At 65.7% G+C, this 23,599-nt stretch carries 23 protein-coding genes and 3 pseudogenes; 12 read left to right on the forward strand and 14 right to left on the reverse strand.

The annotated features are described in order from the left end of the window. Nucleotides 1-178: 178 nt before the first annotated feature. The 6 genes and pseudogenes from LRS08_RS14330 to LRS08_RS14350 all read left to right on the forward strand — a co-directional run bounded on the left by LRS08_RS14330 (nt 179) and on the right by LRS08_RS14350 (nt 3,103). Complete coding sequence (locus LRS08_RS14330) at nt 179-508, forward strand: GIY-YIG nuclease family protein (protein WP_257843039.1); 330 nt, start codon at nt 179-181, stop codon at nt 506-508. 61 nt (nt 509-569) lie between these two features. Then, on the forward strand, nt 570-710 hold the full coding sequence (locus tag LRS08_RS14335) for a hypothetical protein (RefSeq protein WP_260480864.1): 141 nt from the start codon (nt 570-572) through the stop codon (nt 708-710). After that, nucleotides 703-1,725, forward strand: coding sequence for a Holliday junction branch migration DNA helicase RuvB (gene ruvB / locus LRS08_RS14340; protein ID WP_257843037.1), 1,023 nt, complete (start codon nt 703-705; stop codon nt 1,723-1,725). The genes LRS08_RS14335 and ruvB overlap by 8 nt, the downstream gene beginning before the upstream one ends. Then, nucleotides 1,718-2,020, forward strand: coding sequence for a hypothetical protein (locus tag LRS08_RS14345; RefSeq protein ID WP_257843036.1), 303 nt, complete (start codon nt 1,718-1,720; stop codon nt 2,018-2,020). The genes ruvB and LRS08_RS14345 overlap by 8 nt, the downstream gene beginning before the upstream one ends. Before the next feature lie 15 nt (nt 2,021-2,035). Then, a pseudogene (locus LRS08_RS20330) lies at nt 2,036-2,194 on the forward strand (tetratricopeptide repeat protein); the annotation flags it as partial. 57 nt (nt 2,195-2,251) lie between these two features. After that, complete coding sequence (locus LRS08_RS14350) at nt 2,252-3,103, forward strand: 50S ribosomal protein L11 methyltransferase (protein ID WP_409456300.1); 852 nt, start codon at nt 2,252-2,254, stop codon at nt 3,101-3,103. Nucleotides 3,104-3,135: 32 nt separating this feature from the next. On the opposite strand, the gene LRS08_RS14355 is transcribed toward LRS08_RS14350, so the two are convergent. From LRS08_RS14355 to LRS08_RS14370, 4 genes are all read right to left on the reverse strand, one after another. Then, complete coding sequence (locus LRS08_RS14355; protein WP_257843033.1) at nt 3,136-4,014, reverse strand: OmpA family protein; 879 nt, start codon at nt 4,012-4,014, stop codon at nt 3,136-3,138. A gap of 327 nt (nt 4,015-4,341) precedes the next feature. Beyond that, nucleotides 4,342-6,177: a translational GTPase TypA gene (typA, locus tag LRS08_RS14360; RefSeq protein ID WP_257843032.1), complete on the reverse strand. Its 1,836-nt coding sequence runs from the start codon at nt 6,175-6,177 to the stop codon at nt 4,342-4,344. A 73-nt stretch (nt 6,178-6,250) separates the two neighbouring features. After that, entirely contained in the window at nt 6,251-7,207 is a 957-nt protein-coding gene (locus LRS08_RS14365) for a hypothetical protein (protein ID WP_257843031.1), read from the reverse strand. Continuing rightward, the gene (locus LRS08_RS14370; RefSeq protein WP_257843030.1) at nt 7,185-7,364 is read right to left on the reverse strand and encodes a hypothetical protein; all 180 of its coding nucleotides are present in this window, start codon (nt 7,362-7,364) and stop codon (nt 7,185-7,187) included. Before LRS08_RS14370 ends, LRS08_RS14365 begins: the two co-directional genes overlap by 23 nt. A gap of 156 nt (nt 7,365-7,520) precedes the next feature. On the opposite strand from LRS08_RS14370, the gene LRS08_RS14375 reads away from it, so the two are divergent. After that, complete coding sequence (locus tag LRS08_RS14375) at nt 7,521-8,729, forward strand: toxic anion resistance protein (RefSeq protein ID WP_257843029.1); 1,209 nt, start codon at nt 7,521-7,523, stop codon at nt 8,727-8,729. 9 nt (nt 8,730-8,738) lie between these two features. Further along, entirely contained in the window at nt 8,739-9,452 is a 714-nt protein-coding gene (locus tag LRS08_RS14380; RefSeq protein ID WP_257843028.1) for a hypothetical protein, read from the forward strand. On the opposite strand, the gene LRS08_RS14385 is transcribed toward LRS08_RS14380, so the two are convergent. From LRS08_RS14385 to LRS08_RS14400, 4 genes are read right to left on the reverse strand one after another with little or no spacing between them, the layout of a single operon-like run. Then, the gene (locus tag LRS08_RS14385; protein WP_260480866.1) at nt 9,442-10,230 is read right to left on the reverse strand and encodes a 3'(2'),5'-bisphosphate nucleotidase CysQ; all 789 of its coding nucleotides are present in this window, start codon (nt 10,228-10,230) and stop codon (nt 9,442-9,444) included. The two genes, LRS08_RS14380 and LRS08_RS14385, sit on opposite strands and share 11 nt — an antisense overlap. Further along, nucleotides 10,223-11,569, reverse strand: coding sequence for a TldD/PmbA family protein (locus LRS08_RS14390; protein ID WP_257843027.1), 1,347 nt, complete (start codon nt 11,567-11,569; stop codon nt 10,223-10,225). Before LRS08_RS14390 ends, LRS08_RS14385 begins: the two co-directional genes overlap by 8 nt. 31 nt (nt 11,570-11,600) lie before the next feature. Then, the gene (gene ubiA / locus LRS08_RS14395) at nt 11,601-12,518 is read right to left on the reverse strand and encodes a 4-hydroxybenzoate octaprenyltransferase (RefSeq protein WP_257843026.1); all 918 of its coding nucleotides are present in this window, start codon (nt 12,516-12,518) and stop codon (nt 11,601-11,603) included. Further along, nucleotides 12,511-12,699 (reverse strand): hypothetical protein, encoded by a 189-nt coding sequence (locus LRS08_RS14400; protein WP_257843025.1) that lies wholly within the window; start codon nt 12,697-12,699, stop codon nt 12,511-12,513. The genes ubiA and LRS08_RS14400 overlap by 8 nt, the downstream gene beginning before the upstream one ends. On the opposite strand from LRS08_RS14400, the gene LRS08_RS14405 reads away from it, so the two are divergent. The 3 genes from LRS08_RS14405 (at nt 12,698) to LRS08_RS14415 (ending at nt 16,265) form a co-directional block, all read left to right on the forward strand. After that, nucleotides 12,698-13,441, forward strand: a complete 744-nt coding sequence (locus LRS08_RS14405) for a 16S rRNA (uracil(1498)-N(3))-methyltransferase (RefSeq protein ID WP_257843024.1) — start codon at nt 12,698-12,700, stop codon at nt 13,439-13,441. The genes LRS08_RS14400 and LRS08_RS14405 overlap by 2 nt on opposite strands. A gap of 319 nt (nt 13,442-13,760) precedes the next feature. Beyond that, on the forward strand, nt 13,761-14,516 hold the full coding sequence (locus LRS08_RS14410) for a DUF6624 domain-containing protein (protein ID WP_260480867.1): 756 nt from the start codon (nt 13,761-13,763) through the stop codon (nt 14,514-14,516). A 375-nt stretch (nt 14,517-14,891) separates the two neighbouring features. Beyond that, nucleotides 14,892-16,265: a glutamate--cysteine ligase gene (locus LRS08_RS14415; RefSeq protein ID WP_257843022.1), complete on the forward strand. Its 1,374-nt coding sequence runs from the start codon at nt 14,892-14,894 to the stop codon at nt 16,263-16,265. On the opposite strand, the gene LRS08_RS14420 is transcribed toward LRS08_RS14415, so the two are convergent. The 6 genes and pseudogenes from LRS08_RS14420 to secB form a co-directional block, all read right to left on the reverse strand. After that, nucleotides 16,262-17,815, reverse strand: a complete 1,554-nt coding sequence (locus tag LRS08_RS14420; protein WP_260480868.1) for a hypothetical protein — start codon at nt 17,813-17,815, stop codon at nt 16,262-16,264. The genes LRS08_RS14415 and LRS08_RS14420 overlap by 4 nt on opposite strands. A 36-nt stretch (nt 17,816-17,851) precedes the next feature. Beyond that, entirely contained in the window at nt 17,852-18,868 is a 1,017-nt protein-coding gene (locus tag LRS08_RS14425; protein ID WP_308222955.1) for a PQQ-dependent sugar dehydrogenase, read from the reverse strand. Next, complete coding sequence (locus tag LRS08_RS20335; RefSeq protein ID WP_374580101.1) at nt 18,820-19,530, reverse strand: Ig-like domain-containing protein; 711 nt, start codon at nt 19,528-19,530, stop codon at nt 18,820-18,822. Before LRS08_RS20335 ends, LRS08_RS14425 begins: the two co-directional genes overlap by 49 nt. Beyond that, nucleotides 19,436-20,447: pseudogene (trpS, locus tag LRS08_RS14430) on the reverse strand (tryptophan--tRNA ligase). The gene LRS08_RS20335 and the pseudogene trpS overlap by 95 nt, the downstream one beginning before the upstream one ends. An 18-nt stretch (nt 20,448-20,465) precedes the next feature. After that, a pseudogene (murJ, locus tag LRS08_RS14435) lies at nt 20,466-22,033 on the reverse strand (murein biosynthesis integral membrane protein MurJ). A 137-nt stretch (nt 22,034-22,170) separates the two neighbouring features. Continuing rightward, nucleotides 22,171-22,671, reverse strand: coding sequence for a protein-export chaperone SecB (gene secB / locus LRS08_RS14440; protein ID WP_257843017.1), 501 nt, complete (start codon nt 22,669-22,671; stop codon nt 22,171-22,173). A 177-nt stretch (nt 22,672-22,848) separates the two neighbouring features. Between secB and LRS08_RS14445 the strand changes: the two genes are divergently transcribed. Beyond that, complete coding sequence (locus LRS08_RS14445) at nt 22,849-23,493, forward strand: Tim44/TimA family putative adaptor protein (protein ID WP_257843016.1); 645 nt, start codon at nt 22,849-22,851, stop codon at nt 23,491-23,493. The last annotated feature ends 106 nt before the right edge of the window (nt 23,494-23,599 follow it).

Consider the following 23,599-nt stretch of genomic DNA (forward strand, 5'->3'; position numbering starts at 1 on the left):
GCCGCAAGCGAACGGATAAGGAACGTCCGTGGCGAGCATCATCCCCCAATACAGTCCTGAGCGGGAGGCGGCGACGTGACGCGCGCCGCCGTCCCCACCTCCCGTCATGCTGAACTTGTTTCAGCATCCACCGCGTCACGAGCGACGACCCCACGGTTCCATTCCGAAGGGCGAAGCCATGCCCAAACTACCCTGCGTCTACATCCTGGCCAGCCAGCCGAACGGCACAATCTATGTCGGCGTGACCTCCGACCTGATCGCCCGGCTGGTTCAGCATCGCAGCGGCGAAATCCCGGGATTCACCGAGCGCAACCACGTCCACATGCTTGTCCGATACGAATTCTTCGCGACGATGCCGGAGGCAATTGCGCGCGAAAAGCAGCTCAAGCGCTGGCACCGGCCATGGAAGATCAATTTGATAGAATCCGAAAACCCGGACTGGCTGGATCTGGCGGTCGGGTTGGGGCTGGAACCGCTGAACAGTCGCCCGCCGCATGGTGGATGCTGAAACAAGTTCAGCATGACGGTAGGAAGTCATGAGTGTGCGTCGCAAAGCTCTGACTATTGCCGTGTTGACGGTCGTCGTCGGAATCGCTGCAGGATGGTACTTCCTGTTCCACAGCGAATGGGCGCGGATCGATACCTGCCTCGATCGCGGCGGACGTTGGAACTATGACGCCGGATTGTGCGAACAGGGCAGCCATGACTGACGACCGCATCCTCACCGCTTCGCGTCGCCCGGAGGATATCGACGCCGCGCTGCGGCCCAAGTCGCTCGACGAGTTCGTCGGCCAGCGTGCCGCGCGCGATAACCTGCGCGTGTTCATCGATGCCGCCCGGCAGCGTGGCGATGCGCTCGATCATGTGCTGTTCTTCGGCCCGCCGGGCCTCGGCAAAACCACATTGGCGCAGATTATCGCCAAGGAGATGGGCGTTGGCTTCCGCGCCACCTCCGGCCCGGTGATCGCCAAGTCGGGCGACCTTGCCGCGCTGCTCACCAATCTCGAGGATGGCGACGTGCTGTTCATCGACGAGATTCACCGCCTCGCCCCCGCAGTCGAGGAGGTGCTCTATCCCGCAATGGAGGACCGCGCGCTCGACCTGATGATCGGGGAGGGGCCGTCGGCGCGCAGCGTGCGGATCGACCTGCCGCGCTTCACCCTGGTCGGCGCGACCACGCGACAGGGGCTGTTGACCACGCCGCTGCGCGACCGCTTCGGCATTCCGGTGCGCCTGCAATTCTATACGGTCGAGGAACTGACGCGCGTCGTCACGCGCGCCGCCAACCTGCTTGACCTGTCGATTGCCGAGGATGGCGCGGCGGAGATTGCGCGCCGGTCGCGCGGCACCCCGCGCATCGCCGGACGCCTGCTGCGCCGCGTGCGCGACTTCGCCAATGTAGCGGGGGAGGCGGTGGTCCACGCCCGCGCTGCCGATGCCGCGCTCAACCGGCTGGAGGTCGACGCGCTCGGCCTCGACGCGATGGACCGCCGCTACCTCACCATGATCGCCGACATCTATCGCGGCGGGCCGGTCGGGGTGGAAACGCTCGCGGCGGGCCTGTCCGAGCCGCGCGATACGGTCGAGGAGGTGATCGAGCCCTATCTCATCCAGATCGGCCTGATCGCCCGCACCGCGCGCGGCCGCTGCCTCAATGCGGCGGGGTGGAAGCATCTTGGCCTCAACCCGCCCGCCGGGTCGCAGGACGGATTGTTCGATGGGTGAGTCGGACAGTTTCGAGGCGACCGATCTGCCTGCTCCGGACATGCAGGGCGACGTCCGTGCGGCGCTTGCCGCGGCGATGGAGCTGCATGAAGCGGGCAATCTCGCCGGTGCGGAGGCAGGCTATCTTCAGGTGCTCGCCCAAGGGTATCGGCGCACCGACGTGCTGCCGCTGCTCGCCGGGCTGCTCGGCCGCCTGTCGCGCGCCGAAGAGGCGCTGGCGGTGTGGGACGATCTGCTCGCGCTCGACCCGTTCCACGCGGTTGCGCTGCATGAGCGCGGGCTGACGCTCCACTAGCTCGGTCGCACCGACGACGCGATTGCAAGCCTCGAACGCGCCTGTGCGATCGACCCCGACAATCCCGTCGCGATCGGCAACCTCGCGGTGGTGCTTGCCGATGCCGGGCGCAATCTCCAGGCGGTCCAGAGCTTTCGCCGCGCGCTGGCGCTCCAGCCCCGCAATCTTCACCTTCACCATCAGCTGCGTCGGCTCGGCTCGGCGTCGGTGCCCTTCTGGCACATCCCGATGATGAACGACGCGCCGCGCAACGATGCGTTCGAGGCCGCGATTAAGGCGGCGATTGCCGCGCGGGGGCCCCAGGCGCGCGTGCTCGACATCGGCGCGGGCAGCGGGCTGTTGTCGCTGATGGCCGCGCGCGCCGGCGCGCAACAAGTGGTGGCGTGCGAGATGGAGCCGCTGATCGCCGAAATGGCGCAGCAGATCGTCGCGCGGAACGGCTATGCCGACCGCATCACCGTCCACGCTAAACCCTCGACCGACCTTGCCGTTGGTACCGACCTCGACGCGCCCGCCGATATTCTGGTCTCCGAAATTCTCTCCAGCGACCTGCTCACCGAAAAGGTGCTCGACACGTTCGAGGACGCGCACCGCCGCCTGCTCGCCCCGGACGCGATCATCATCCCGCGCGCGGCGAGCGCCATGGGGTGTCTGGTGGCGAGCGAAACGCTGGCCGACTACGCCTTTGTCGGCAATGTCTCTGGGTTCGATCTGTCCCCCTTCAACGCGCTGGCGCAGCAGCGCCTCCCGATCCATGGCACGATGACCGGCTGGGACCGGCTGTCCGACGACCATGAACTGGTCCGCCTCGACCTGACGCAGGCGAAACATGACGGTGTGCTCGCGCGCCTCAGCATTCCGGTCACCGCGAGTGGCCGCGCGATCGGCATCGTCCAGTGGATGCACATCGACCTGTGGCCTGGCATTACCTTCGACAACCACCCCGATCATTATGCCGACGGCGGCTGGCTTCAGATCCTGCACAGCTTTCCACAGCCGATCGACGTCGTCGCGGGCGACACGCTCGACATCGCGGTCGGCCATGACCGGATCACGCTGATCCTGTTGCCGCTGGCGCAATAGAACGGCACCGGGGTTTCCCCGGCACCATCGCATCAGATCCCGTCAACCGCCTTGCTGACCAGGATGTTCACCGCCACACGGCGGTTCTGCGCCTTGCCTTCCTCGGTGCTATTGTCGGCCAGCGGGTCGGCCTCCGCCATGCCGGTCGGGGTCAGCATGCGATAGGGCTTCCACCCGCACGCCTGTTGCAGATGGTTCACTACCCGTGCCGCGCGCTTTTCGCTCAGCTCCTGATTGAGCTCCTCCGGCCCGGTCGCGTCGGTATATCCGACCACCAGCAACAGCGCATTCTCCATCGACCCGGCCTGGCTCGCCGCGCTGCACAGCTCGGCCTTGGCCTGTTCGCTCAGCACCGCCTTGCCGGTCTCGAAGTTCACGTTGGTCGTGCCCTTCACATTATACTGGTCGATATCGCCCACGCGGCCCTTCAGCGCCTCGGTCGCCGCGGTCTGCTCAGCGAAGCGCTGGTCGGTGCCGTTGCGAATCATCGACGCGGTCTTAAGGTCTTTGGTCTGCAGCTTGATCTGGCTCGCCACCAATGTGCCGTTCCAGTCCCGCGTCTTGATCGTAACCGGCAGACCGTTGAGCAGCGCGTCGGCCCCCAGCTTGTTGCGGCTGAGGCCCAGAAAGCCGCCACTTGCCCGGATATCGGTCGCTCCGGTCACCGCGACGACCGTTCGCGTGCCATCGGCGGTGGTGACCTGAACCTGGTCGCCCTGCCGCGCTGAGATCATCCCGCTAACCTCGGGCCCCTCGGACAGCTGCTCGAACGGCGGCAACGCCGTGCTCTGGATCGTGACCTCATTCTCGGACGCCGGTGCGACCTCCTGTGCGGACAGGCCGGCCGGGGCGACGGTCGCCAACAATGCGGTCATGGCAAGGGTCTTGGGGTTGAGGGAACGCATGAACATACTCCTGAAACTGTCGGCCCGTTACGGGGCCGGAAGAGCAAATCCGGCGTTTTCAGCTTGGTTCCGACTCCCCCGGGGCGAGTCCGGACGGCAAGAGCGATCCGCGCGCCGGGCTGAGCAACCGGCTGCTCGGTGAACGCCGCCACCACTCTGCTGTCCGTCCGCCTTCAGAGTGCGGCGAAGCCCGCGCCGGATCCCATCGAGACTTCGGCGACGTGCCGCCGCCCTCCGGTTCGGCTGAGGTGGACGAAGATGTCGATGGTGCTGCGCACAAAAGGCACCGGAGTCTCCCCCGGCGCCTTCCCATTCAACTTGGCCTGAATTCACTCACGCCGCCTTGGCGCGGCTCGCGCGCTTGCGCTCGTGCGGGTCCAGGTGGCGCTTGCGCAGGCGGATGGTCTTCGGGGTCACCTCGACCATCTCGTCGTCATCGATATAGGCGATGGCCTGTTCCAGCGTCATCTTCTTGGGCGGGGTCAGGCGGATCGCGTCGTCCTTGCCCGACGAGCGGACGTTGGACAGCTGCTTCGCCTTCATCGGATTGACCTCAAGGTCGTCCGGCTTGGCGTTCTCGCCGATGATCATGCCTTCGTACAGCGCTTCGCCGTGGCCGACGAACAGGATGCCGCGCTCCTCCAGCGTGTTGAGCGAATAGGCGTTGGCCTCGCCCGCGCCATTGGAGATGAGGACGCCATTCTTGCGGCCTTCGATCGTGCCCTTGTACGGGCCGTATTTCTCGAACAGCCGGTTCATGATGCCGGTGCCGCGCGTGTCCGACAGGAACTCGCCATGGTAACCGATCATGCCGCGGCTGGGCGCGCTGAAGGTGATGCGGGACTTGCCGCCGCCCGAGGGACGCATGTCGGTCATCTCGGCCTTGCGGATGTTCATCTTGTCGACGACCGTGCCCGAATATTCCTCGTCCACGTCGATGATGACCGTCTCATACGGCTCCATCTTCTGGCCGTCTTCTTCCTGAAGCAGCACGCGCGGGCGGGAAATGCCAAGCTCGAAGCCCTCGCGGCGCATCGTTTCGATCAGCACGCCCAGCTGAAGCTCGCCGCGGCCGGCGACTTCGAAGCTGTCCTTGTCGGCGGCTTCGGTCACCTTGATCGCGACGTTCGATTCGGCTTCGCGGAACAGGCGGTCGCGGATCATGCGGCTGGTCACCTTGCTGCCTTCACGCCCCGCCATCGGCGAATCATTGACCGCAAAGCGCATCGACAGCGTCGGCGGATCGATCGGCTGCGCCTGGATCGGCACGCTGACCGAGGTGTCGGCGATGGTGTTCGACACCGTCGCGACGGCAAGACCGGCGAGGGAGATGATGTCGCCCGCCTGCGCCTCGTCAGTCGGCACGCGGTCGAGGCCGCGGAAGGTCATGATCTTCGACGCGCGGCCGGTCTCGATGATGTTGCCATCCATGTCGAGCGCGTGGATCGGCTGATTGACCTTGAGCTTGCCGCTGGTGACGCGACCGGTCAGCACGCGGCCGAGGAAATTGTCGCGGTCGAGCAGGGTGACGAGGAAGGTGAACGGCGCATCGACGTCCAGCGCGGGGGGCGGTACATGGTCGACGATCTTCTGGAACAGCGGGGCGAGCGTACCCTCACGCCGATCGGGGTCTTCGCTGGCATAGCCGTTGCGGCCCGATGCGTAGAGGACCGGGAAGTCGAGCTGGTCGTCATTGGCGTCGAGGCTGACGAACAGGTCGAACACTTCATCCAGCACTTCCTGAATGCGCTGGTCGGGGCGGTCGACCTTGTTGACCACGACGATGGGACGCAGGCCCAGCGCGAGCGCCTTGCCGGTCACGAACTTGGTCTGCGGCATCGCGCCTTCCGACGAATCGACCAGCAGGACGACGCCGTCGACCATCGACAGGATGCGCTCGACCTCACCCCCGAAATCGGCGTGACCGGGCGTGTCGACGATGTTGATCCGGACGGAGTTTTCCGGCGTGCCGTCGGGCGACCAGTCGACCGAGGTTGGCTTGGCCAGAATCGTGATTCCGCGTTCCTTTTCCAGGTCGTTCGAATCCATCGCGCGCTCTTCGACGCGCTGATTGTCGCGGAAGGTGCCGGATTGACGGAAAAGCTGGTCGACGAGCGTGGTTTTGCCGTGGTCGACGTGGGCGATGATCGCCACGTTGCGGAGGTTCATGTCGGTTCCTGGATGCCGCGGAAGCGCGGGTCGGGCGGGCGCATAGCGGAAATTGTGCGGCGCGGGAAGAGCTTCAGTCCCGCTTATGCGGTGCCCATTTCTCGACAATGTCGGCGCGAACGTTCTTCAGGACCAGACTGCGTCCGGTAATCGCGAAGTCGAGCAGTGCCTCGCCGCCGCTGGGACAGCAATTGCCGTCACGATTGCGCCACAGCTTGCTGGTCGCCGCCATCCCCTCGAAATCATAGTCGACGCCCTTCCAGATGCCGAACCCTTTCGGCAGCTTCGTCGACAAGGCATCGCGCCAGCTGTCGAGTTCGATGTCGTGCCAGCTCTTGCTGTCCGTATCCCATTTGAACAACAGGTCGGCATTGCCATTGCCCGTCCCCATCGTTCGACCGGGAACCCAGATCATTCCGCCCTGCGTCATCCTTGGCGGTTCGTAGGAGACGCCGTCGAACGACCATCCGATCAGTTTGGCGGTCCCGTGTCCGCTTTCGGCCCACAGGACAATGCCCGCGCCGATGCCATCCTCACCCGATGCGCCGTCCATCATCTGCCAGTGCACCGGGTGGCCATCCTTGCGCCACAGAATGCCCGAGGCGGTCACCCCGCACCCCTGATCGAGCCATTTCGCCATGCAGGTTTGGCTGCGCGCTGATGGCGTCTTGATCATCGTGCGCACGCCCTGCGCCTGCGCCAGCGCCTTGTCGTAGTCGGCGATGGCGTCGCGGAACGTCTGTTCCAGCTCGACATCGTCCATCGGCTTGCCATCGTAGTTCAATGCGGCGCGGATCTCGCGCAGCGTGCGCTCGTGGCGTGCTTGCCAGGTCGCGGTACGGTTGCCGAGTGCGATGACCGCGGCGAATTTATGCGCCAGCTCTGCGCGGAGCGGCGCGAGTGCGGCCCCCTTGCAGGCGCGCTGGCCATATCTTTGCTGCCACCCGTCGGTTTGCGATGCCGAGGCGGGAATGATGAGCGCGGTGAGAAAAGTCGCGATCAGGAATTCAGGACGGATTTTGGCGCGCATGATCCTCCATGGCGGGGGGCGCATCCTTCGCGGGCTGGGCCTTCAGGCGATAGACTTTGCCCATATCGACCGCCGCCGGGCGCGCATCGGCGGCCGAAGCCACCGGCACCCACACCGCGATCGAACCGGCGATCATCATCCTGAGCCTGCGTTCCATGACTCCTCCGTACCGCGCAGATATTAACAGGCCGCGACACCCCAACCACTGACAATCGCAGTCGGTTGCACCTTAATCCATGTGTATTATATTGGCGATACACTTGAAGGTGACGCGGTTCCCGTTCATCTAGGACAGAACCGCTGGAGGGATGGGATGTCGACCGAGACTGTGACTGCCGAAAAGACCGACGATCTGGTGCTGACCGCGCCAGAGCCGCTGAAGGAGCGTCCGGTCGAGAAGATGTCGGGTCTCGTGCCCGTCGACGAGGGCAAGAAGTCCGAGCTGGTGACGCGGGTCGAGAGCTTTATCGACGATCTGGTCGCGCAGGACGTCAACTCGCCCGAGTTCGGCAAGCGGGTCGACGCGATCACGGCGATGGGATCGAAGGAGATTCGCGACGCGGCGGGCCAGTCCAACCGCTTTCTCGACCGCCCGGTACGCGCGATGGACAAGGATGTTGGGGTCGGCAAGGATCTGGCCGAACTGCGCCGCGTGGTGGAGGACCTCGATCCGGGCAAGAAGGGCGACCTGACCCAGCGCAAGAAGCTGTTCGGCATCATCCCGTTCGGCAATTCGCTGCGTAATTATTTCGACAGCTACAAGTCGAGCCAGGGCCACATCGCCGCAATCCTCAAGAGCCTGCAATCCGGCAAGGACGAGCTGTTGATGGACAATGCCGCGATCGACGTGGAGCGGCAGAACCTCTGGGCGGCGATGGGTCGGCTCGAACAGATGATCTACATCTCGAAGGAGATGGACCAGCGGCTGGAGGACAAGGCCAATGAGCTGGACCACAGCGATCCGGCCAAGGCCAAGGCGATCCGCGAGACTGCGCTGTTCTACACCCGCCAGCGCACCCAGGATCTGCTGACCCAGATGGCGGTGACGGTGCAGGGCTATCTCGCGCTCGATCTGGTCAAGAAGAACAATGTCGAACTGGTGAAAGGCGTCGACCGCGCCAGCACCACCACTGTCGGAGCGCTGCGCACCGCGGTGACCGTGGCGCAGGCGCTGACCGCCCAGCGGCTGGTGCTCGACCAGATCACCGCGCTCAACACCACCACGGCGAACATCATCGATTCGACCGGCAAGCTGCTCAAGGACAATACCGGCCGCATCCACGAGCAGGCGGCATCGGCGACGATCCCGATCGAAACGCTGCAGCGCGCGTTCCAGAATATCTATGACACGATGGACGCGATCGACACGTTCAAGGTCAAGGCGCTGGACAATATGAAGACCACCGTCAACGTGCTGTCGACCGAGGTCGAAAAGTCCAAGGGCTACATCGCTCGGGCCGAGGGTGCCGCACAGAATCAGGTGTCGGGCAGCACCGAGACGTTCAAGCTGGAGGCTCTGTAAGTACCCGTCATGCCGACCGAGATCGACCGCCAGATCGACCGCGCGAGCGAAGTCCTCAACCGCTCGCGCGAACGCTATACGACGCTGAACAGCCGCGCCAAGAAACGCCGCGACGCCGAGATTCTCGGCCGCGTCGGCCGAATTGCAGCTGCAGCGGGGGCGATCCTGGTCGGCGCGATGGTGCTGGGCTGGTTCATTCCGCTGGGCATGGGCGGCGCATTACTGGTGATGGCGGCGCTGATCGGCGTGACGCTGTTTTTCGGTATCGCGCCGACCAGCCGGGAGGTGACGCCCGAGAAGTTCGGCGAGGTGCCGCTCGCGACGCTGCCGCTCCAGACCGAGGAATGGCTCGACCGCCAGCGTCCGACGCTGCCCGGGGCGGCGATGCCGCTGGTCGACACGATCGGGATGAAGCTCGACGTGCTGGCGGGGCAGCTCAAGACGCTGAACGAGGCGGAGCCGGCGGCGGCGGAAGTGCGCAAGCTGGTCGGCGAGCAATTGCCCGAGCTCATCAAGGGCTATCAGCGTGTCCCCGAAAGTCTGCGCACGGTCGACCGGTTCGGCCAGTCGCCGGACAAGCAGCTGGTCGACGGCCTCGCGCTGATCGACCAGGAGATTTCGCAGATGTCGGCGCAGCTGGCGCAGGGAGATCTCGACGCGCTGGCGACGCGGGGGCGGTATTTGCAGGTCCGCTATCGCGGGGATGACGAGGTCAGCGGATAGGTTTACCCAACGCTTCCACCGCGCGCGGGCGGAGGTGATCGGCGGCGGCTTCGTGGATTCCGGGGGTGGTGGCGAGCAGCCCGAAGCTTTCGCCGCGTGGGGTGTTGAAACGGATTTTCTTGCCGAGCGCGTCGGTGACCTTCGCCCCGGCCTCGCGCGCGAGCAGCACGGCGGCGGCGATGTCCCAATCGGCGCCCCAGCGGAAGGTGGCGAGCAGGTCGGCCTGACCTGCGGCGACCATCGCCATGCGCAGCGCGATCGAATTGGGCTTGTCCACCATCACCAGATGCCGGTCGACCTTCGGCAGGTCATCGGCAGGGACGCGCGCACCGGCCAACTCGGTACGGTCGGACACGGCGATCCGCGACCCGTCCAGCGTCGCGCCCTGACCCTTCACCGCCAGCCAATGTTCGCCGCGCACCGGAGCGTCGAGGACGCCGATCACCGGCTGGCCATCCTCGACCAAGGCGACCGATACTGCCCAGCCGGGGCGTTGGCGCAGGAAATCGCGGGTGCCGTCGATCGGATCGACCACCCAGACGCGGCGGCAGGACAGGCGCGCCAAGTCGTCGGCGGTTTCCTCCGACAGCCAGCCGGCATCGGGGAGTAGCGCGCTCAATCGGGCACGGAGCAGCTCGTCGACCGCCAGATCGACCTCACACACGAAGTTATTGGGCGATTTTTCCCATTTCTCGACGTCCGAGCCATAGCGGCCGAGCGCCAGCCGACCCGCCTCGGCGGCGATGGCGCTGACTGCCTCGGCGAGCGCGTCAGCCACTCGCCACCGTCATGCCGTCGATCCGCAGTGTGGGCACGTTGATGCCATAGCGGAAATTCAGGTCGTTGGCGGGGACCAGGTTGCGGAACATGGCTTGCAGCGTGCCCGCGACAGTAAATTCGCTGACCGGGGTGGTGACGACCCCATCCTCGATCAGATAGCCTGCCGCGCCGCGGCTGTAATCGCCGGTGACGAGGTTGATCCCCTGACCGATCAGTTCGGTGACATAGACGCCATAGCCGATGTCGGCGATCAGCGACGCGACCGGGATCTTGCCATTGGCCATGTAGAGATTGCTGGGACCGACGCTGGGTGCGCCGCCAACGCCGCGCACGGCGTGACCGGTGGCTTCAAGGCCGAGCTGACGCGCCGCCGCGCTGTCGAGCATCCAGCTTTCGAGCATCCCGTCGGCGACGAACGTCACCGGCGACACCGGCAGGCCTTCGCCATCGAACGGGCGCGAGCGGAGGCCGTGGGGGCGGTGGGGATCGTCGATGATGTCGATGCCCGGCGCGAAGATGCGCGTGCCCATCGCTTCGAGCAGGAAGCTTGTCTTGCGCGTGATCGCGCTGCCCGAAATCGCGCCGCTCAGGTGGCCGAGCAGGCTCGATCCGATGCGCGGGTCGATGACGATCGGCATGGTTCCGCCGCGGACGCGACCGGCACCGACGCGGGCCACGGCGCGCTCGCCGGCGCGGCGACCGATCGCTTCGGCGGCCTCGAGATGGCGGGCGTGGCGCGCGCTGTGATGGTCGTAATCGCGTTCCATTGCGCCGGCGTCGCCCGCCAGCACGCTGGCAGAGATGCTGTGGCTCGATGTCGCATAAGCTCCGGCAAAGCCGTGGCTGGTGGCGAGCGCCCAGATGCTGCGGCTGGCGCTGGCTCCAGCGCCCTCGCTATTGGTCACGCCTTCGACGGCGCGGGCGGCGCGCTCGGCGATGAGTGCGTTCTCCTTGAGCGCGGCGGGGTCGCCCAGCGCGCCGTCGTCGAGGTCGAGATCGGGGACATTGCCGCGCAACAGCCGTTCGGCAGGGGCGAGGCCGGCCCATTCGTCCTCGGGCGCCTCCCGTGCCATTGCTACCGCGCGTTCGGCGAGCGTGTCGAGCGCGGCGGGCGTGAGGTCGGTGGTCGAAATGCTCGCCGACCGCTGGCCGCAGAAGACGCGCAGCCCGAGCTCTTCGTGCTCGGCGCGCTCGACATCCTCGAGCGCGTCGAGCCGGACCGACACCGACAACGACTCCCCGGCGGAGAGCATCGCATCGGCGGCATCGGCACCTGCCTTTACCGCGCGGGCGATGGCATCCTGGACTCGGTCACGGGCTTGGTCGGGGGTCAGCATCGCTGCGATCTAGGGAGGCAGGGGGCGAAGGTCAAAAGGCGGTCGTCCCGACGACGAAGCAGGCGGCAAACATCAGTAAGCCAGCATTGCGGTTCGAGCGGAAGCGGTGGAGCGCATTTGCGCCATCGGCCGGAACGAGCGTCACAACCTGCCAGACAAGGTGCATCGCCATGGGGGCGAGCGCGAGCAGGACCAGCGGGTCGGGGCGGACCTGCCACAGCGCGGCGGACCAGAGGGCTAGGGCAAGGGTGTAGAAGATGGCGACGCCGGTACGCACCCGGCTGCCCAGACGACGGGCGGAGGAACGGACGCCGACCAGCGCATCATCCTCGACATCCTGTAGCGCGTAGATGGTGTCGTAGCCGATCACCCACACGATGCACCCGGCATAGAGCAGCAGGCCGGGCAGGGGGAGTTCGCGCGCGACCGCTGCCCAGCCGACCAATGCCGCCCAGGAAAAGACGAGACCCAGCCACGCCTGCGGCCACCAGGTGATCCGCTTCATGAAGGGATAGGCAGCGACCAGCGCGAGGCTGGCGAGCGCGATGACCGCGGCGAACGGGTTGAGCTGGACCAGCACGACGAGGCCGATCAGGCAGAGCGAGACCAGCCAGACCCACGCGGCCTTGAGGCTGACCGCGCCGCTCGCCAATGGACGGCTGCGGGTGCGGGCCACCTGACGGTCGAGGTCGCGGTCGACGATGTCGTTATAGACGCAACCCGCGCCGCGCATCGCGATGCTGCCGAGCAGGAACCAGAGGATCAGGTCCCAGCGCTCGACCGCGCCGCCGGACAACGCGATCGCCCAGGCGCCAGGCCAGAACAGCAGCCACCAGCCGATCGGCCGGTCGAACCGGGCGAGCAGGGCATAGGGACGCGCAGCGGCGGGCAGCAGCGCCATCAGGCCGCGATGCTCGGTGTCGGGGACGGTCTGTGCCGGGTCAGTCATGCGCGAAACTGACAACAAAGCTGACAAAAAAGCGGTGTGTCATGCGCGGTGTCAGGCGCAGTGTCAGGCAGGGGGCTGGGGCCGTTTCGCTCATACCCTCTGCTGCCACATCGGATTGCTTGTAGGACAGCGAAAAGACGCCGGGTGACGAAGCATTTGGGTCGCGATATGGCTCGGCCATGATCGCTACCCCCGCATGGCCGCCGCAATCGACCCCGCGCCTGTTCGTCGAACCCGCGCTGACGCAGGGCGAGCAGCGCCGCATCGACGGCCAGCAGGGCCATTATCTCGCCAGCGTGATGCGGTTGAAGGTCGGCGATCCGGTCAAGCTGTTCGACGACGCGACCGGCGAATGGCTGGGCGTGGCGAGCGAGGTGCGCAAGCGCGACGTGGTGCTGGAGGTGCGCGAGAAGCTGCGGGAGCGCGAGGCGGTGCCGGACCTGTGGCTATGTGCCGCGCCGATCAAGAAGGGGCGGATCGACTGGGTGGTCGAAAAGGCGTGCGAGCTGGGCGTCGCGCGGGTCGCGCCGGTGCTGACGCGGCGCGCGGTGGTGGACAAGCTGAACCTCGACCGGCTGCGCGCGCATATGATCGAGGCGGCGGAGCAATGCGGGCGCACCGCGCTGCCCGAACTGGTCGAGCCGGTGAAGCTGGCGGCGATGCTGCGCGACTGGCCGGCGGGGCGGGCGCTGTTCTTTGCCGACGAGACCGGTGGATTGCCCGCGCTGGAGGCGATGAAGGCGCATCCCGGCCCGGCGGCGATCCTGATCGGGCCTGAGGGCGGCTTCGACGCAGAGGAGCGCGACGCGATCCGGGCGGTGCCGGGAGCGGTGGGGATTTCGCTCGGCCCGCGGATTTTGCGCGCGGAGACTGCGGCGGCGGCGGCGGTGAGTTTGTGGATGGGCGCGGTGGGGGATTGGTGACTGTTTAAGCGGGTGCCGCGGTGGCCCGCGATCCGTATCGCACAGTCGGATTGGGGCAGTCTGTCGCCGAAAACCGTCTGTCGGCTTCCGACCCCATTGCCGACGTTGCGTTGTGAGCGAACCTCGAAGCCAAGCGTTCTGAATTCGTTCATCTCTCCGGTGCGACGCATCGAGTCAGCTGAGGACGTTACGAAAGACGGCGATGCGGAGAACGAGATATATCCTGGCATCGGTAGCGCTCCTGTCGGCTACGATCGGAAATGCATCAACTCAAGTGTCAGGCCGTTCGCTCGCGTTTGGATGCGGAGCGCCAGAAAAGGTGGAGGCCGAAGCGTCGGCACGCCTCGCCAGCGTTGCGGTTTCGTCAGTAGAGCAAACAGACCATCGGAGCGCTGCGCGCGCGGCAATTCGCAAGGTGGACGAGTTGCGGCGCAATGCGTTGGCCGGAAAGCCGGTGGAGGCACCTTATCAGGAAGCAAGCCGGTTTGCGGCTATGGCGGCCAGTGCGGCTTCAAGCGAACTCGCTGAACTCTACATGCGAGTTGCCGAGGACCAGTTCACGCGCACGCATTTCACCGCTGCACTCCAACGTTTCAGTTGGGCGGCGGATCTTTCAGACCAGGCGCGCGACTACGCATATTACATCATCGCCTCGGACGGCTGCGATCTCGACGAGGCAAATACCAAATGGTTGAAGGCTCAGATAGAGCGCAGCGGGTGGTTCACGATCGGCAAGTACGGAGAAGACGCGGATACGGCCGCTTGGTTGCTGGTACAACATGCTGACCGCGACCCGGCTTTCCAGAATGATGTTCTGCGCGTGCTTGCGTCTTTGGTTGATCGAAAAGACACTAGCCCAACCAACTATGCATATCTTTATGATCGGGTTGCCGTGAATTCGGCGCGCCCACAGCGCTACGGTACCCAAGGTCGTTGTACGACATCGGGAATATGGGAGCCGCGACCGATTGAGGATCCTGGCCGACTTGACGAACGCCGGGCTTCTGTCGGTCTCGAGCCACAGGCGAAATACAGCGCGCGCTTCACGTGTCGGGCGGCAGCGCTGACACGCTGATCGCACGCCGCGATGGTGGATTGTCAATCGCGAGAAAGGTCGCGCCGACACGCTCATTTGCGCAAGCTCAACGAATGGTCGCTTCCGAGCTTCACGCAGATTCGGGGAATGGCGGCCGTTAGGGGCGCTTAGTCGTCGGAGCAGCGACATTGCCGGAGCGGCAGCTTCCCACCCATTTGCGGACTCTTAGCGCCATCGCGCCTTCTCCCAATAGCTGCCGTTCGTGAGCAGCCGCTAAGAGGGGCGGGGGCCAGACTAACGCCGCCAAGGCACGAAGCGCCGGACAGCACACGACCCAACCCCCGCATTTCCCATCCCGATTTGGGTATTTCATCCCCCCTTTCGCGGATCGTTTCGCATCCCTAAATGCGCGCCATGAGCACAAAGACGGTTTCAAACAGCAACGCGCCTGTCATCGAGAGCCGTCAGATGCTCCTCGACTATTTCGCCAGGGGCGAGAAGCCGGCGGAGCGCTGGCGCATCGGCACCGAGCATGAGAAGTTCGTCTATGCGGTCGGTGACAATCATGCGCCGTCCTATGACGAGCCGGGCGGTATCCGCGACCTGCTCGCCGAGCTGACCCAGTTTGGCTGGTCGCCGGTAGAGGAGGGCGGCAAGGTCATTGCGCTGTCCGGTCCCGACGGGACGGTCAGCCTCGAGCCCGCCGGGCAGCTCGAACTCTCCGGCGCGCCGCTCGAGAATCTGCACGAGACCTGCGCCGAGACGGGCCGCCACCTGCAACAGGTGAAGGCGGTGGGTGAGAAGCTGGGCATCGGCTTCCTTGGCCTTGGCATGTGGCCGGACAAGACCCGCGCCGAGCTGCCGATCATGCCCAAGGGGCGGTACGGCATCATGCTCAACCATATGCCGCGCGTCGGCAGCCTGGGCCTCGACATGATGTTGCGCACCTGCACGATCCAGGTGAACCTCGACTATGCGAGCGAAGCGGACATGGCGCAGAAATTCCGCGTCGGCCTTGCGCTGCAGCCGCTGGCGACCGCGTTGTTCGCCAATTCGCCGTTCACGGAGGGCAAGCCGAACGGGATGCTCTCCTACCGCTCGCACATCTGGTCGGACACCGATCCGCACCGCACCGGGATGCTGCCGTTCGTGTTCGAGAACGGGTTCGGATACGAGCGCTACGCCGACTATGCGCTCGATGTGCCGATGTACTTCGTCTACCGCGACGACCGCTATATCGACGCGGCGGGGTTGAGCTTCCGCGACTTCCTCAAGGGCGAATTGTCGGTGCTGCCGGGCGAGAAGCCGACGATGGACGATTGGGCCGATCACCTGTCGACCGCCTTCCCCGAAGTGCGGTTGAAGACCTTCCTCGAAATGCGCGGCGCCGATGGCGGGCCGTGGGGGCGCATCTGTGCGCTGCCCGCGCTCTGGGTCGGGTTGCTCTATGATCAGGGCGCGTTGGATGCGGCATGGGACCTGGTCAAGGACTGGGACATGGTCGGGCGTCAGGCGCTGCGCGACAGCGTGCCGCGGCTGGGCCTCGATGCGCCGCTGCCGGGTGGCGGCAAGCTGCGCGACATCGCGGGGCAGGTGATCGACATCGCCGGGGCGGGGCTGACCGCACGCGCGCGGCTCAACTCGGCCGGGGACAGCGAGAACGGCTTCCTCGACCCGCTGCGCGAGATTGTCCGCAGCGGCAAGGTGCCGGCGCAGGCGCTGCTAGAGCGCTATCACGGCGAGTGGCAGGGCGACGTGACCCGCATCTATGACGAGACGCGGTTCTAGGGTTTCTGACCCGCCAGCTGCCACGCGGCGCGGACCTGATACGCATAGACTTCCCGAAAACGGCGGATTTCCTGCTGCGCCGCCGCCCCGAAGTCGCGCCACTCCGCAGCGCGATCAAGCCCCGCCTGTCCGACCACGCGGAACTGGGTGCGCGCGGTTGCAGGGTCGCCCATGATCAGCTTGAGCATGCCATAGCTGAACTCCGCGTGGAGCCGGTCGATATGGGTGCGGGCAAGACCGGCGCGGATGATCGGCAGCGCCCTTTCGATCGTCGCAACGCCCCCCACATTGCCTTGCCGAAGCTCTGCTATCCCGGTGAACAGCAGCACACGGCCATATTGCGGATGGGCTATGCCGACGGAATCGCGCACCGAAAATTCGGCAGAACGCAGCGCGGAAACCGCCTCCTTGATCTTGTCCTGAGTCAACAGATTTTCGCCATAGCGCAGCCAGGCGGTCGCAGTTTCGGGGTGCTGCATGAACAGCTTGCCCTGTAACGTCCAGACGCCGGCGCGGCGCAACGGCTCGGCCTCGGCATGTTTGTCGAACGCTTCGAGAAGTCCGGCGACCGCCAACTGGGCGCGTGCGGTGTCGACATGTTTCTCCCCGAGACGCTCCAGCCGCAGCGCGAGCGCATTGCGCGCGAACGGCAATCCCTCTTCGGGCGTAACCACCGTGGCGAGATCCAGATAGATGCGCGCGGCGCGCAATGGATCGGCGCGGGTGGCGGCGAGTTGCGTAATCAGGGCGCGCCCTAGCGCTTCTGCCTCCTGACGCCGGTCGAGCCGGACCAGCAGGCGCAAATAGCGCGCGTCGACGTCGAACCGCGCGGCGGCATCGGTAAGTCGGGTGCGGGTGTCGCGATAGATCGGCTCTGCCTCCCCAAACCGGCCGAGCTGCGCGAGCGAGTCGGCGCGGACCAGCGCGAGCGACAAGGTCAGCGGGTCGGCGGGGCCGAACGTCTTGAGCGCCTCGTCAAAGGCCTCACGTGCGGGGGCTTCGCCTTCGTCGGGGGAGGGGGAGTCGGTGAAGACCGCGGCGCGCTTGCCCTTGGCGCGGAGCCGTTGCCGTAGATCGGCGTCACCCCGTCCGCGCTGTTCGAGGATCGCGACAGTGCGCCCATAGGCACCCGTCATTTCGCGATAGAGCTTGCCCGCAGCCAGCGCTGCGTCGCCGATCAATTCACTAGCTTGCGCCATTTCGACCCACAGGCGGCGCAGCACTTCTTCATCGCGGCGCGCTCCCTCAGCCTCGGCGGGGGTGACCGGGGGACCGACGCGGCGATATTTTACCCGGCCGATCCGGTTATCGACGATCTCGCTGGCCTCATCCAGGGCGGCATTGGCGGCCTGGGCCAGCTTCAACGCCGCCTCTGGATCGCTGGCCAGCAGCGCACGGGCGCGAGCGAGTTGCAGATCGACGCAGCGGTCTGCGGGGTCGGGTTTGGCGAGGCAGGCGTCGAGCGCCGGTTGAACCTTGGCCGCAGCCTTGGGCACCGGCGCGCGCTCGGTCGCCAGCGCCGGAGCGGCGAGGAACAGCAGAGGAAGCAATGACCGCATCCCCGCCAGACTATCACCCTGCGCCGTTCAAACCAGCGACAAAGCCTGACGCCGATGGTCCCGGCAAAGCGTCACGCCGGGGACTCGCCTATTCGGGCTCGGCGCGGAAAATTTCGCCGTCCTGACGATGTAGATCACCCCGTCAGCACCTGCGCGCAGGGTGACTAGCGCGTCGATCTGGCCGGTCGCTGGCGCGAAGTCGGCGTTGCGCCGTTCCAGCATGGAGCTGCCCAGCGTCGCTCCCTGCTGGATCGATGACACGGGAATGCTGAAGATTGACCCGCTCCGGTCGGCGAACACATAGACGTTGTGCAGTGATGGGATTGTCGTGCCGCCAACCGCACCGCCGACGATCGCGTTTCCGGCGCGGGGGCCGGTGCCGTGCGGATACTGGATCACCGGATCGGTCCGGCCAGCAGGAGGCGTCGAACGGATGCTTGTACCCTCCTTGAACGGCCAGCCGAGATTGATGGCGGTCGCCCCGTCCGAGACGAAACTGACCTCCTCGAACGCGTCCTGCCCGCTATCGGCGAGCAGCAGCCCACCGTTCCAGATCGCACCACCGGTCGGGCGGCGCAGACCCTTCGCCACATTCTGGTACAGGAAGAATTGCGGTGAAGCGCCCGTATAGGGATCGGGATTGGGCGAAACCAGGATCAGCTTGCCGAGAAACGTCGCATCGTTCTGGGCGCTATTGGTGGGATCGCCAGCGCCACCCGCGTCGCTCAGCGCGACGAGAAGAGTGCCGTTGGCGGCCGGACCGACCCAACCCCCGCCAGCATAATTCGGTGCCGCGATCGTCAGCATCGGCCCGAAATTGTCTGGAACGATCGGCCCCGCCGGATTCCGGAGAAAGCGATTGAGCACGATGACACCGTTAGTCCGGTACAGCAGGAAAAAGGTGCCGGATGTGGCGTAATCCTGCGCGCCGGCGATGCCGATGACTTCGCCGCCGCTCGACAACGTCGTTTGAATCAGGAGCGTGCGTGCACCGCTTACCGGATCGAGACGGTAGATTGCGCCGGCGCGCTCCGCGACCAGCACGGTTGTGGCATCGATCGGAGCAATGGCGACCGGATTGACAAACCCGGTTGCGACGCGGCGTACCCCTCACGTGAATTTGTGACGGAAATCGTCACCGCGAGCTGCGCAGAAGCACGCCCATCGCTGACCGACAGCGTGATCTGATAGACATTATCCAGATCGGAATCGGCCGGGAGATCGAAGTTCGGCGACGCGGCAAAACTGAGTTGACCTGCGGCTGTGATAGCGAAGCGTGCAGCGTCCGCACCGCCACTGATCGAATAGGTCAGTGCGTCGCTGTCCGGGTCAGTGGCGGCTGCTTGATAGACCGATCCCGTCGCATTCTCCGCTACAGTAACCGCGGCAGCCGAGGTGAAGCTCGGCGCCCGGTTGACGGGCGCAGGTCCTGGCTGGCTAGTGCTTCCGCCGCTACACCCGATCAGCGCGGTCGCGCCGACAGAGCGAACATGGCGCGCAATCTTTGTGCGCCCGCGCAAGCGCGGTCGTGCGTCCTTTTCATCGATTTTGTGAACCCCCGATCTCAGATATTCGAGGGGGTTAACAGCGACTCTTACCCAAATCAAACGATTAACCGATCCGCAGCCCCATCGCCTCCTGCACCTGTCGCAGGAGCGGCGCGGCGAGGGCGGCGGCGCGCTCGGCGCCCTTGCGCAATTCGGCATCGACCGCGCCCTTGTCGGCGATCAGGCGGACCATCTCGTCGCGGATCGGGCCGAGCTTGGCGACGGCGAGGTCGGCGAGCGCGGGCTTGAAGCTGCCAAAGCCCTGCCCGGCATATTCGGCGACCACATCCTCCGGCGTGCGGTCGGCGAGCGCGGCGAAGATGGTGACGAGGTTCCTGGCTTCGGGTCGGTCCTTGAGCGATTCCCAGCTTTCGCCCATCGGTTCGGGGTCGGTCTTGGCTTTGCGAAACTTCTGGGCGATCGCGTCGTCGTCATCGACCAGATTGATCCGTGCCGCCTCTGACGGGTTCGACTTGGACATTTTCTGGGTCGCATCGCGCAGCGACATGATCCCGCGGCGCGGCCTTGCTGATCAGCGGTTCGGGTTCGAGCAGCAGGTCGGTCTTGTAGTCGAGGTTGAACTTGGCGGCGATGTCGCGCGCCAGTTCGAGATGCTGTTTCTGGTCCTCGCCGACGGGCACATGCGTCGCGCGATAGAGCAGGACGTCGGCGGCCATCAGCACCGGATAGTCGTACAGGCCGACGCTTGCGCCCTCGCGGTTCTTGCCCGCCTTGTCCTTGAACTGGGTCATGCGGTTGAGCCAGCCGACGCGCGCGACATTGTTGAGGAGCCAGGCCAGCTCGCTATGCGCGGGGACGCGCGCCTGGTTGAACAGGATCGAGCGGCTGGGGTCGATGCCGCTGGCGATCATCGCGGCGCTGACCTCGAACGTGCTGTCGGTGATCGCGGCCGGTTCGCTCCATTCGGTCAGCGCGTGGAGGTCGGCGATGAAGTACATCGACTCGCCGCCCGCCGCCTCGACATCGGCCTGCATGCCCACCCACTGCTTGATCGCACCGAGATAGTTGCCGAGGTGGAGATTGCCGGTGGGCTTGATGCCGGAAACGACGCGCATGGGTTTGTGTCCAGGTCTTCAGGTTGATTTGCGGCGCACCAGCGCCTTGATGTCGCTCGGGCGGAAAGCGCCGGTTGCGAAACAGGCGGCGGCGTAGACGATGCAGCCTGCGCCGACCAGCACCATCATCGCACCCGTGCGGATCGTCCACGCGCCATGGGTGTAGGGCGTGAACAGGTCGTTGAGCAGGAACATCACCCCGCCCATCGCCAGCGCCGCGCCGACCAGCCGCCACACGCGGCGGCGCAGCTGGGGATCGGCGGTGAAATGGCCGCGCTTGACGAGGGTGCGGTAGAGCAGGGCGACATTGACCCATGCCGCGATCGCGGTGGCGAGCGGCGGGCCCATATGCTTGAGCGGGACGATCAGCGCGAGGTTGAGGATCAGGTTGATCGCGATCGAGATCGTCGCATAGCGCACCGGGGTCTTGGTGTCGGAGCGGGCATAGAAGCCCGGCGTCAGCACCTTGACCAATATGTAGGCGGGCAGGCCGACCGAGAAGGCGGCGAGCGCCTGGGCGGTCGCGCGGGTATCATCCGCGGTGAACGCGCCATGCTGGAACAGCGCGCTGACGATCGGCGCGCCGCACACCACCAGCGCCACGGTGGCGGGGAGGGTGAGGAACAGCGCCAGCTCGGTCCCGCGATCTCTGCGTGTGCATCGCCGCGCCGTCATTCCCCGCGCCCAGCTGACGCGCGATGGTGGGGAGCAGCACGGTGCCGAGGCCAATGCCGATCAGCCCGAGCGGGAGCTGGTTCAGCCGGTCGGCATAATAGATGTACGACACCGACCCTTCGACCAGCAGGCTGGCGGCGAGCGCGGTCGAGATGACGAGGTTGATCTGATAAGCACCCGCACCCGCCGCTGCAGGTCCGATCAGCTTGAGCAGTTTCTTCACGTCCGGGGTCAGCCGGGGGAGGCGCAGCTTCAGCTTCACACCGGCGGCGCGACAGGCGAGGATCAGCCAGAGTAGCTGGAGCATGCCAGATACGGTGACGGCGATTGCCTGGTTGCGGGCGGTCAGGAGCGTTTCGTCGGCGTGGAAGAACAACAAGGCGACGATCAACGTCGCGTTGAGCAGGATCGGTGCGGCGGCATTGACCCAGAATTTGTTGAGCGAGTTGAGGATGCCGCCCAACAGCGAGACGAGGCTGATCAGCAGCAGATAGGGAAAGGTGATCCGTGACAGCTCCACCGCATAGGCGAACTGGTCCGCGCTTGCGTCGTTGAACCCGCCCGACAGCGCCCAGACCACGGGATAGGCGGCAATTTCCATCACTGCGGTGATCAGGATGAGCAGCGGCAGGAGGACCGACAGCGCCTCCTCCGCAAAGGACAGCGCGCTCTTGGTCTCGCCACCGGCTTCGCCGACCTTCTTGCTGAACATCGGGACGAAGGCGGCGCTGAACGCGCCCTCCGCGAACAGCGCGCGGAAGAGATTGGGCAGGCGAAAGGCAATCAGGAAGGCGTCCGAGGCGAAGCTGGCACCGACATAGCGCGCGAACAGCAGAATCGCGGACTAGCCCCAGCACCCGGCTAACGAGCGTCAGCCCGCCGATCGACCCGAGTGCCTTGACGAGATTCATGGATTCCCCGCCTTTGTTATTTGATGCCCCTCACGGCGCATGTGCGGTGCCGGCCCGCTCCCCCGCCCGGCCACCCAAATCATGCTGCCGCCGGGTGGCCGGGCGGGGGAGCGGGCCGGCACCGCAACCCGAGCGAATTAAGCCTGGCCGGCCTCGCCGCCCAGCATCGTCTGCGCGTCGTGCTGCGCGCGCTGCTGTTCGTACAGGCCGTTAAAGTCGATCGGCTCCAGCATCAGCGGCGGGAAGCCGCCGTCGCGGACCGCGTCGGCCAGCACGCGGCGCGCGAACGGGAACAGCAGGCGGGGCGCTTCGCCGAGCAGGAAGGGCTGGAGATGCTCGTCCGGCACGTTGCGGATCGCGAACAGTCCCGAATAGGAGAGGTCGACGATGAACGCGACCTGCTCTTCCATGGTTGCACGCACGTCGATCTTCAGCGTCACTTCGTGGACGTCCTGCGCGACTTCGGCAGCGCCAATGTTGAACTGGACGTCGAACGCCGGCTGGCCCTGGACCTGATAGATTGCGGGCGAGTTGGGATTCTCGAACGAGAAGTCCTTGATATATTGCGAGATCACGCCGACCGACGGAGCGGTGTCGGCGCCGTTCGCCTGGGGAGCTGCGTTGTCGGGCGTATCCATGGTCTTGAAACTTCCTTTGTGGGATCGGGATATTTGTCGCGGTGACCCGCGTTGCGATGACGGTCGCGACTAGCAGGGGCAGTTGGCCGTTTCAACGGGCGTGCGCTCCGGGCCAATCGCGGGTTTGAAACGCCGGGGTTTCGCGCCTATGTTGCAGCTGAGAAAGAAGGTGCCAACGTGTATCTAGTTATCCTGTTTGCGGCGATTGCCGCGTTCCTCGCGCTCCGCCTCTACTCCGTGCTGGGCAAGCGCACCGGGCACGAACAGCCCCTGCCGCGTCCGGCGGAGGAACGTGTCGGCGCGCCGCAGATGCCGCGCACCATCGACATGCCCGCCGAGGTTCGCGACACTGGCCCTCGTCCGCTGGAGAACGGTGCCGAAGCCGGCTTGCGCGCGCTTGTCGCTGCCGACCCGTCATTCGACGTCGGCCAGTTTCTGGAAGGCGCCAAGTCGGCCTATCGCATGATTCTGGAAGCATTCTGGAAGGGTGACCGCGACACGCTGGAATGGCTGATCGAAGCCGAAGTGCGCGACAGCTTCATCGCCGCGATCGACGCGCGCGAAGAAGCGGGTGAGACGCTGGACAACCGACTGATTGGAATCGAGCGGGCAACGATCTCCGACATCGCGCTCGATGGCGCGCAGGCCCGCGTCACTGTCCGGTTCGATGCAGACATCGCTGCGGTGACCCGCGACAAGGATGGCAACGTCATCGCCGGATCGCTGAGCGACGCGGTGCAGACGCATGACGCCTGGACGTTCAGCCGCACGCTGGGCAGCGGCGATCCGAACTGGAAACTGAGCGACACCGACGAAGTCTGATCGGTCACGACGGTAATGACGGAGGAATGATGCGCGCTTGGGGGGTAGCGGCTTGCGCCGCGCTGTTGGGCGCATGTTCGTCCGGGGTCGTCCCGGCGGGGCGTCC

Origin of the sequence: Sphingomonas sp. J315 (assembly GCF_024666595.1) — a bacterium.
Taxonomy (GTDB): domain Bacteria; phylum Pseudomonadota; class Alphaproteobacteria; order Sphingomonadales; family Sphingomonadaceae; genus Sphingomonas.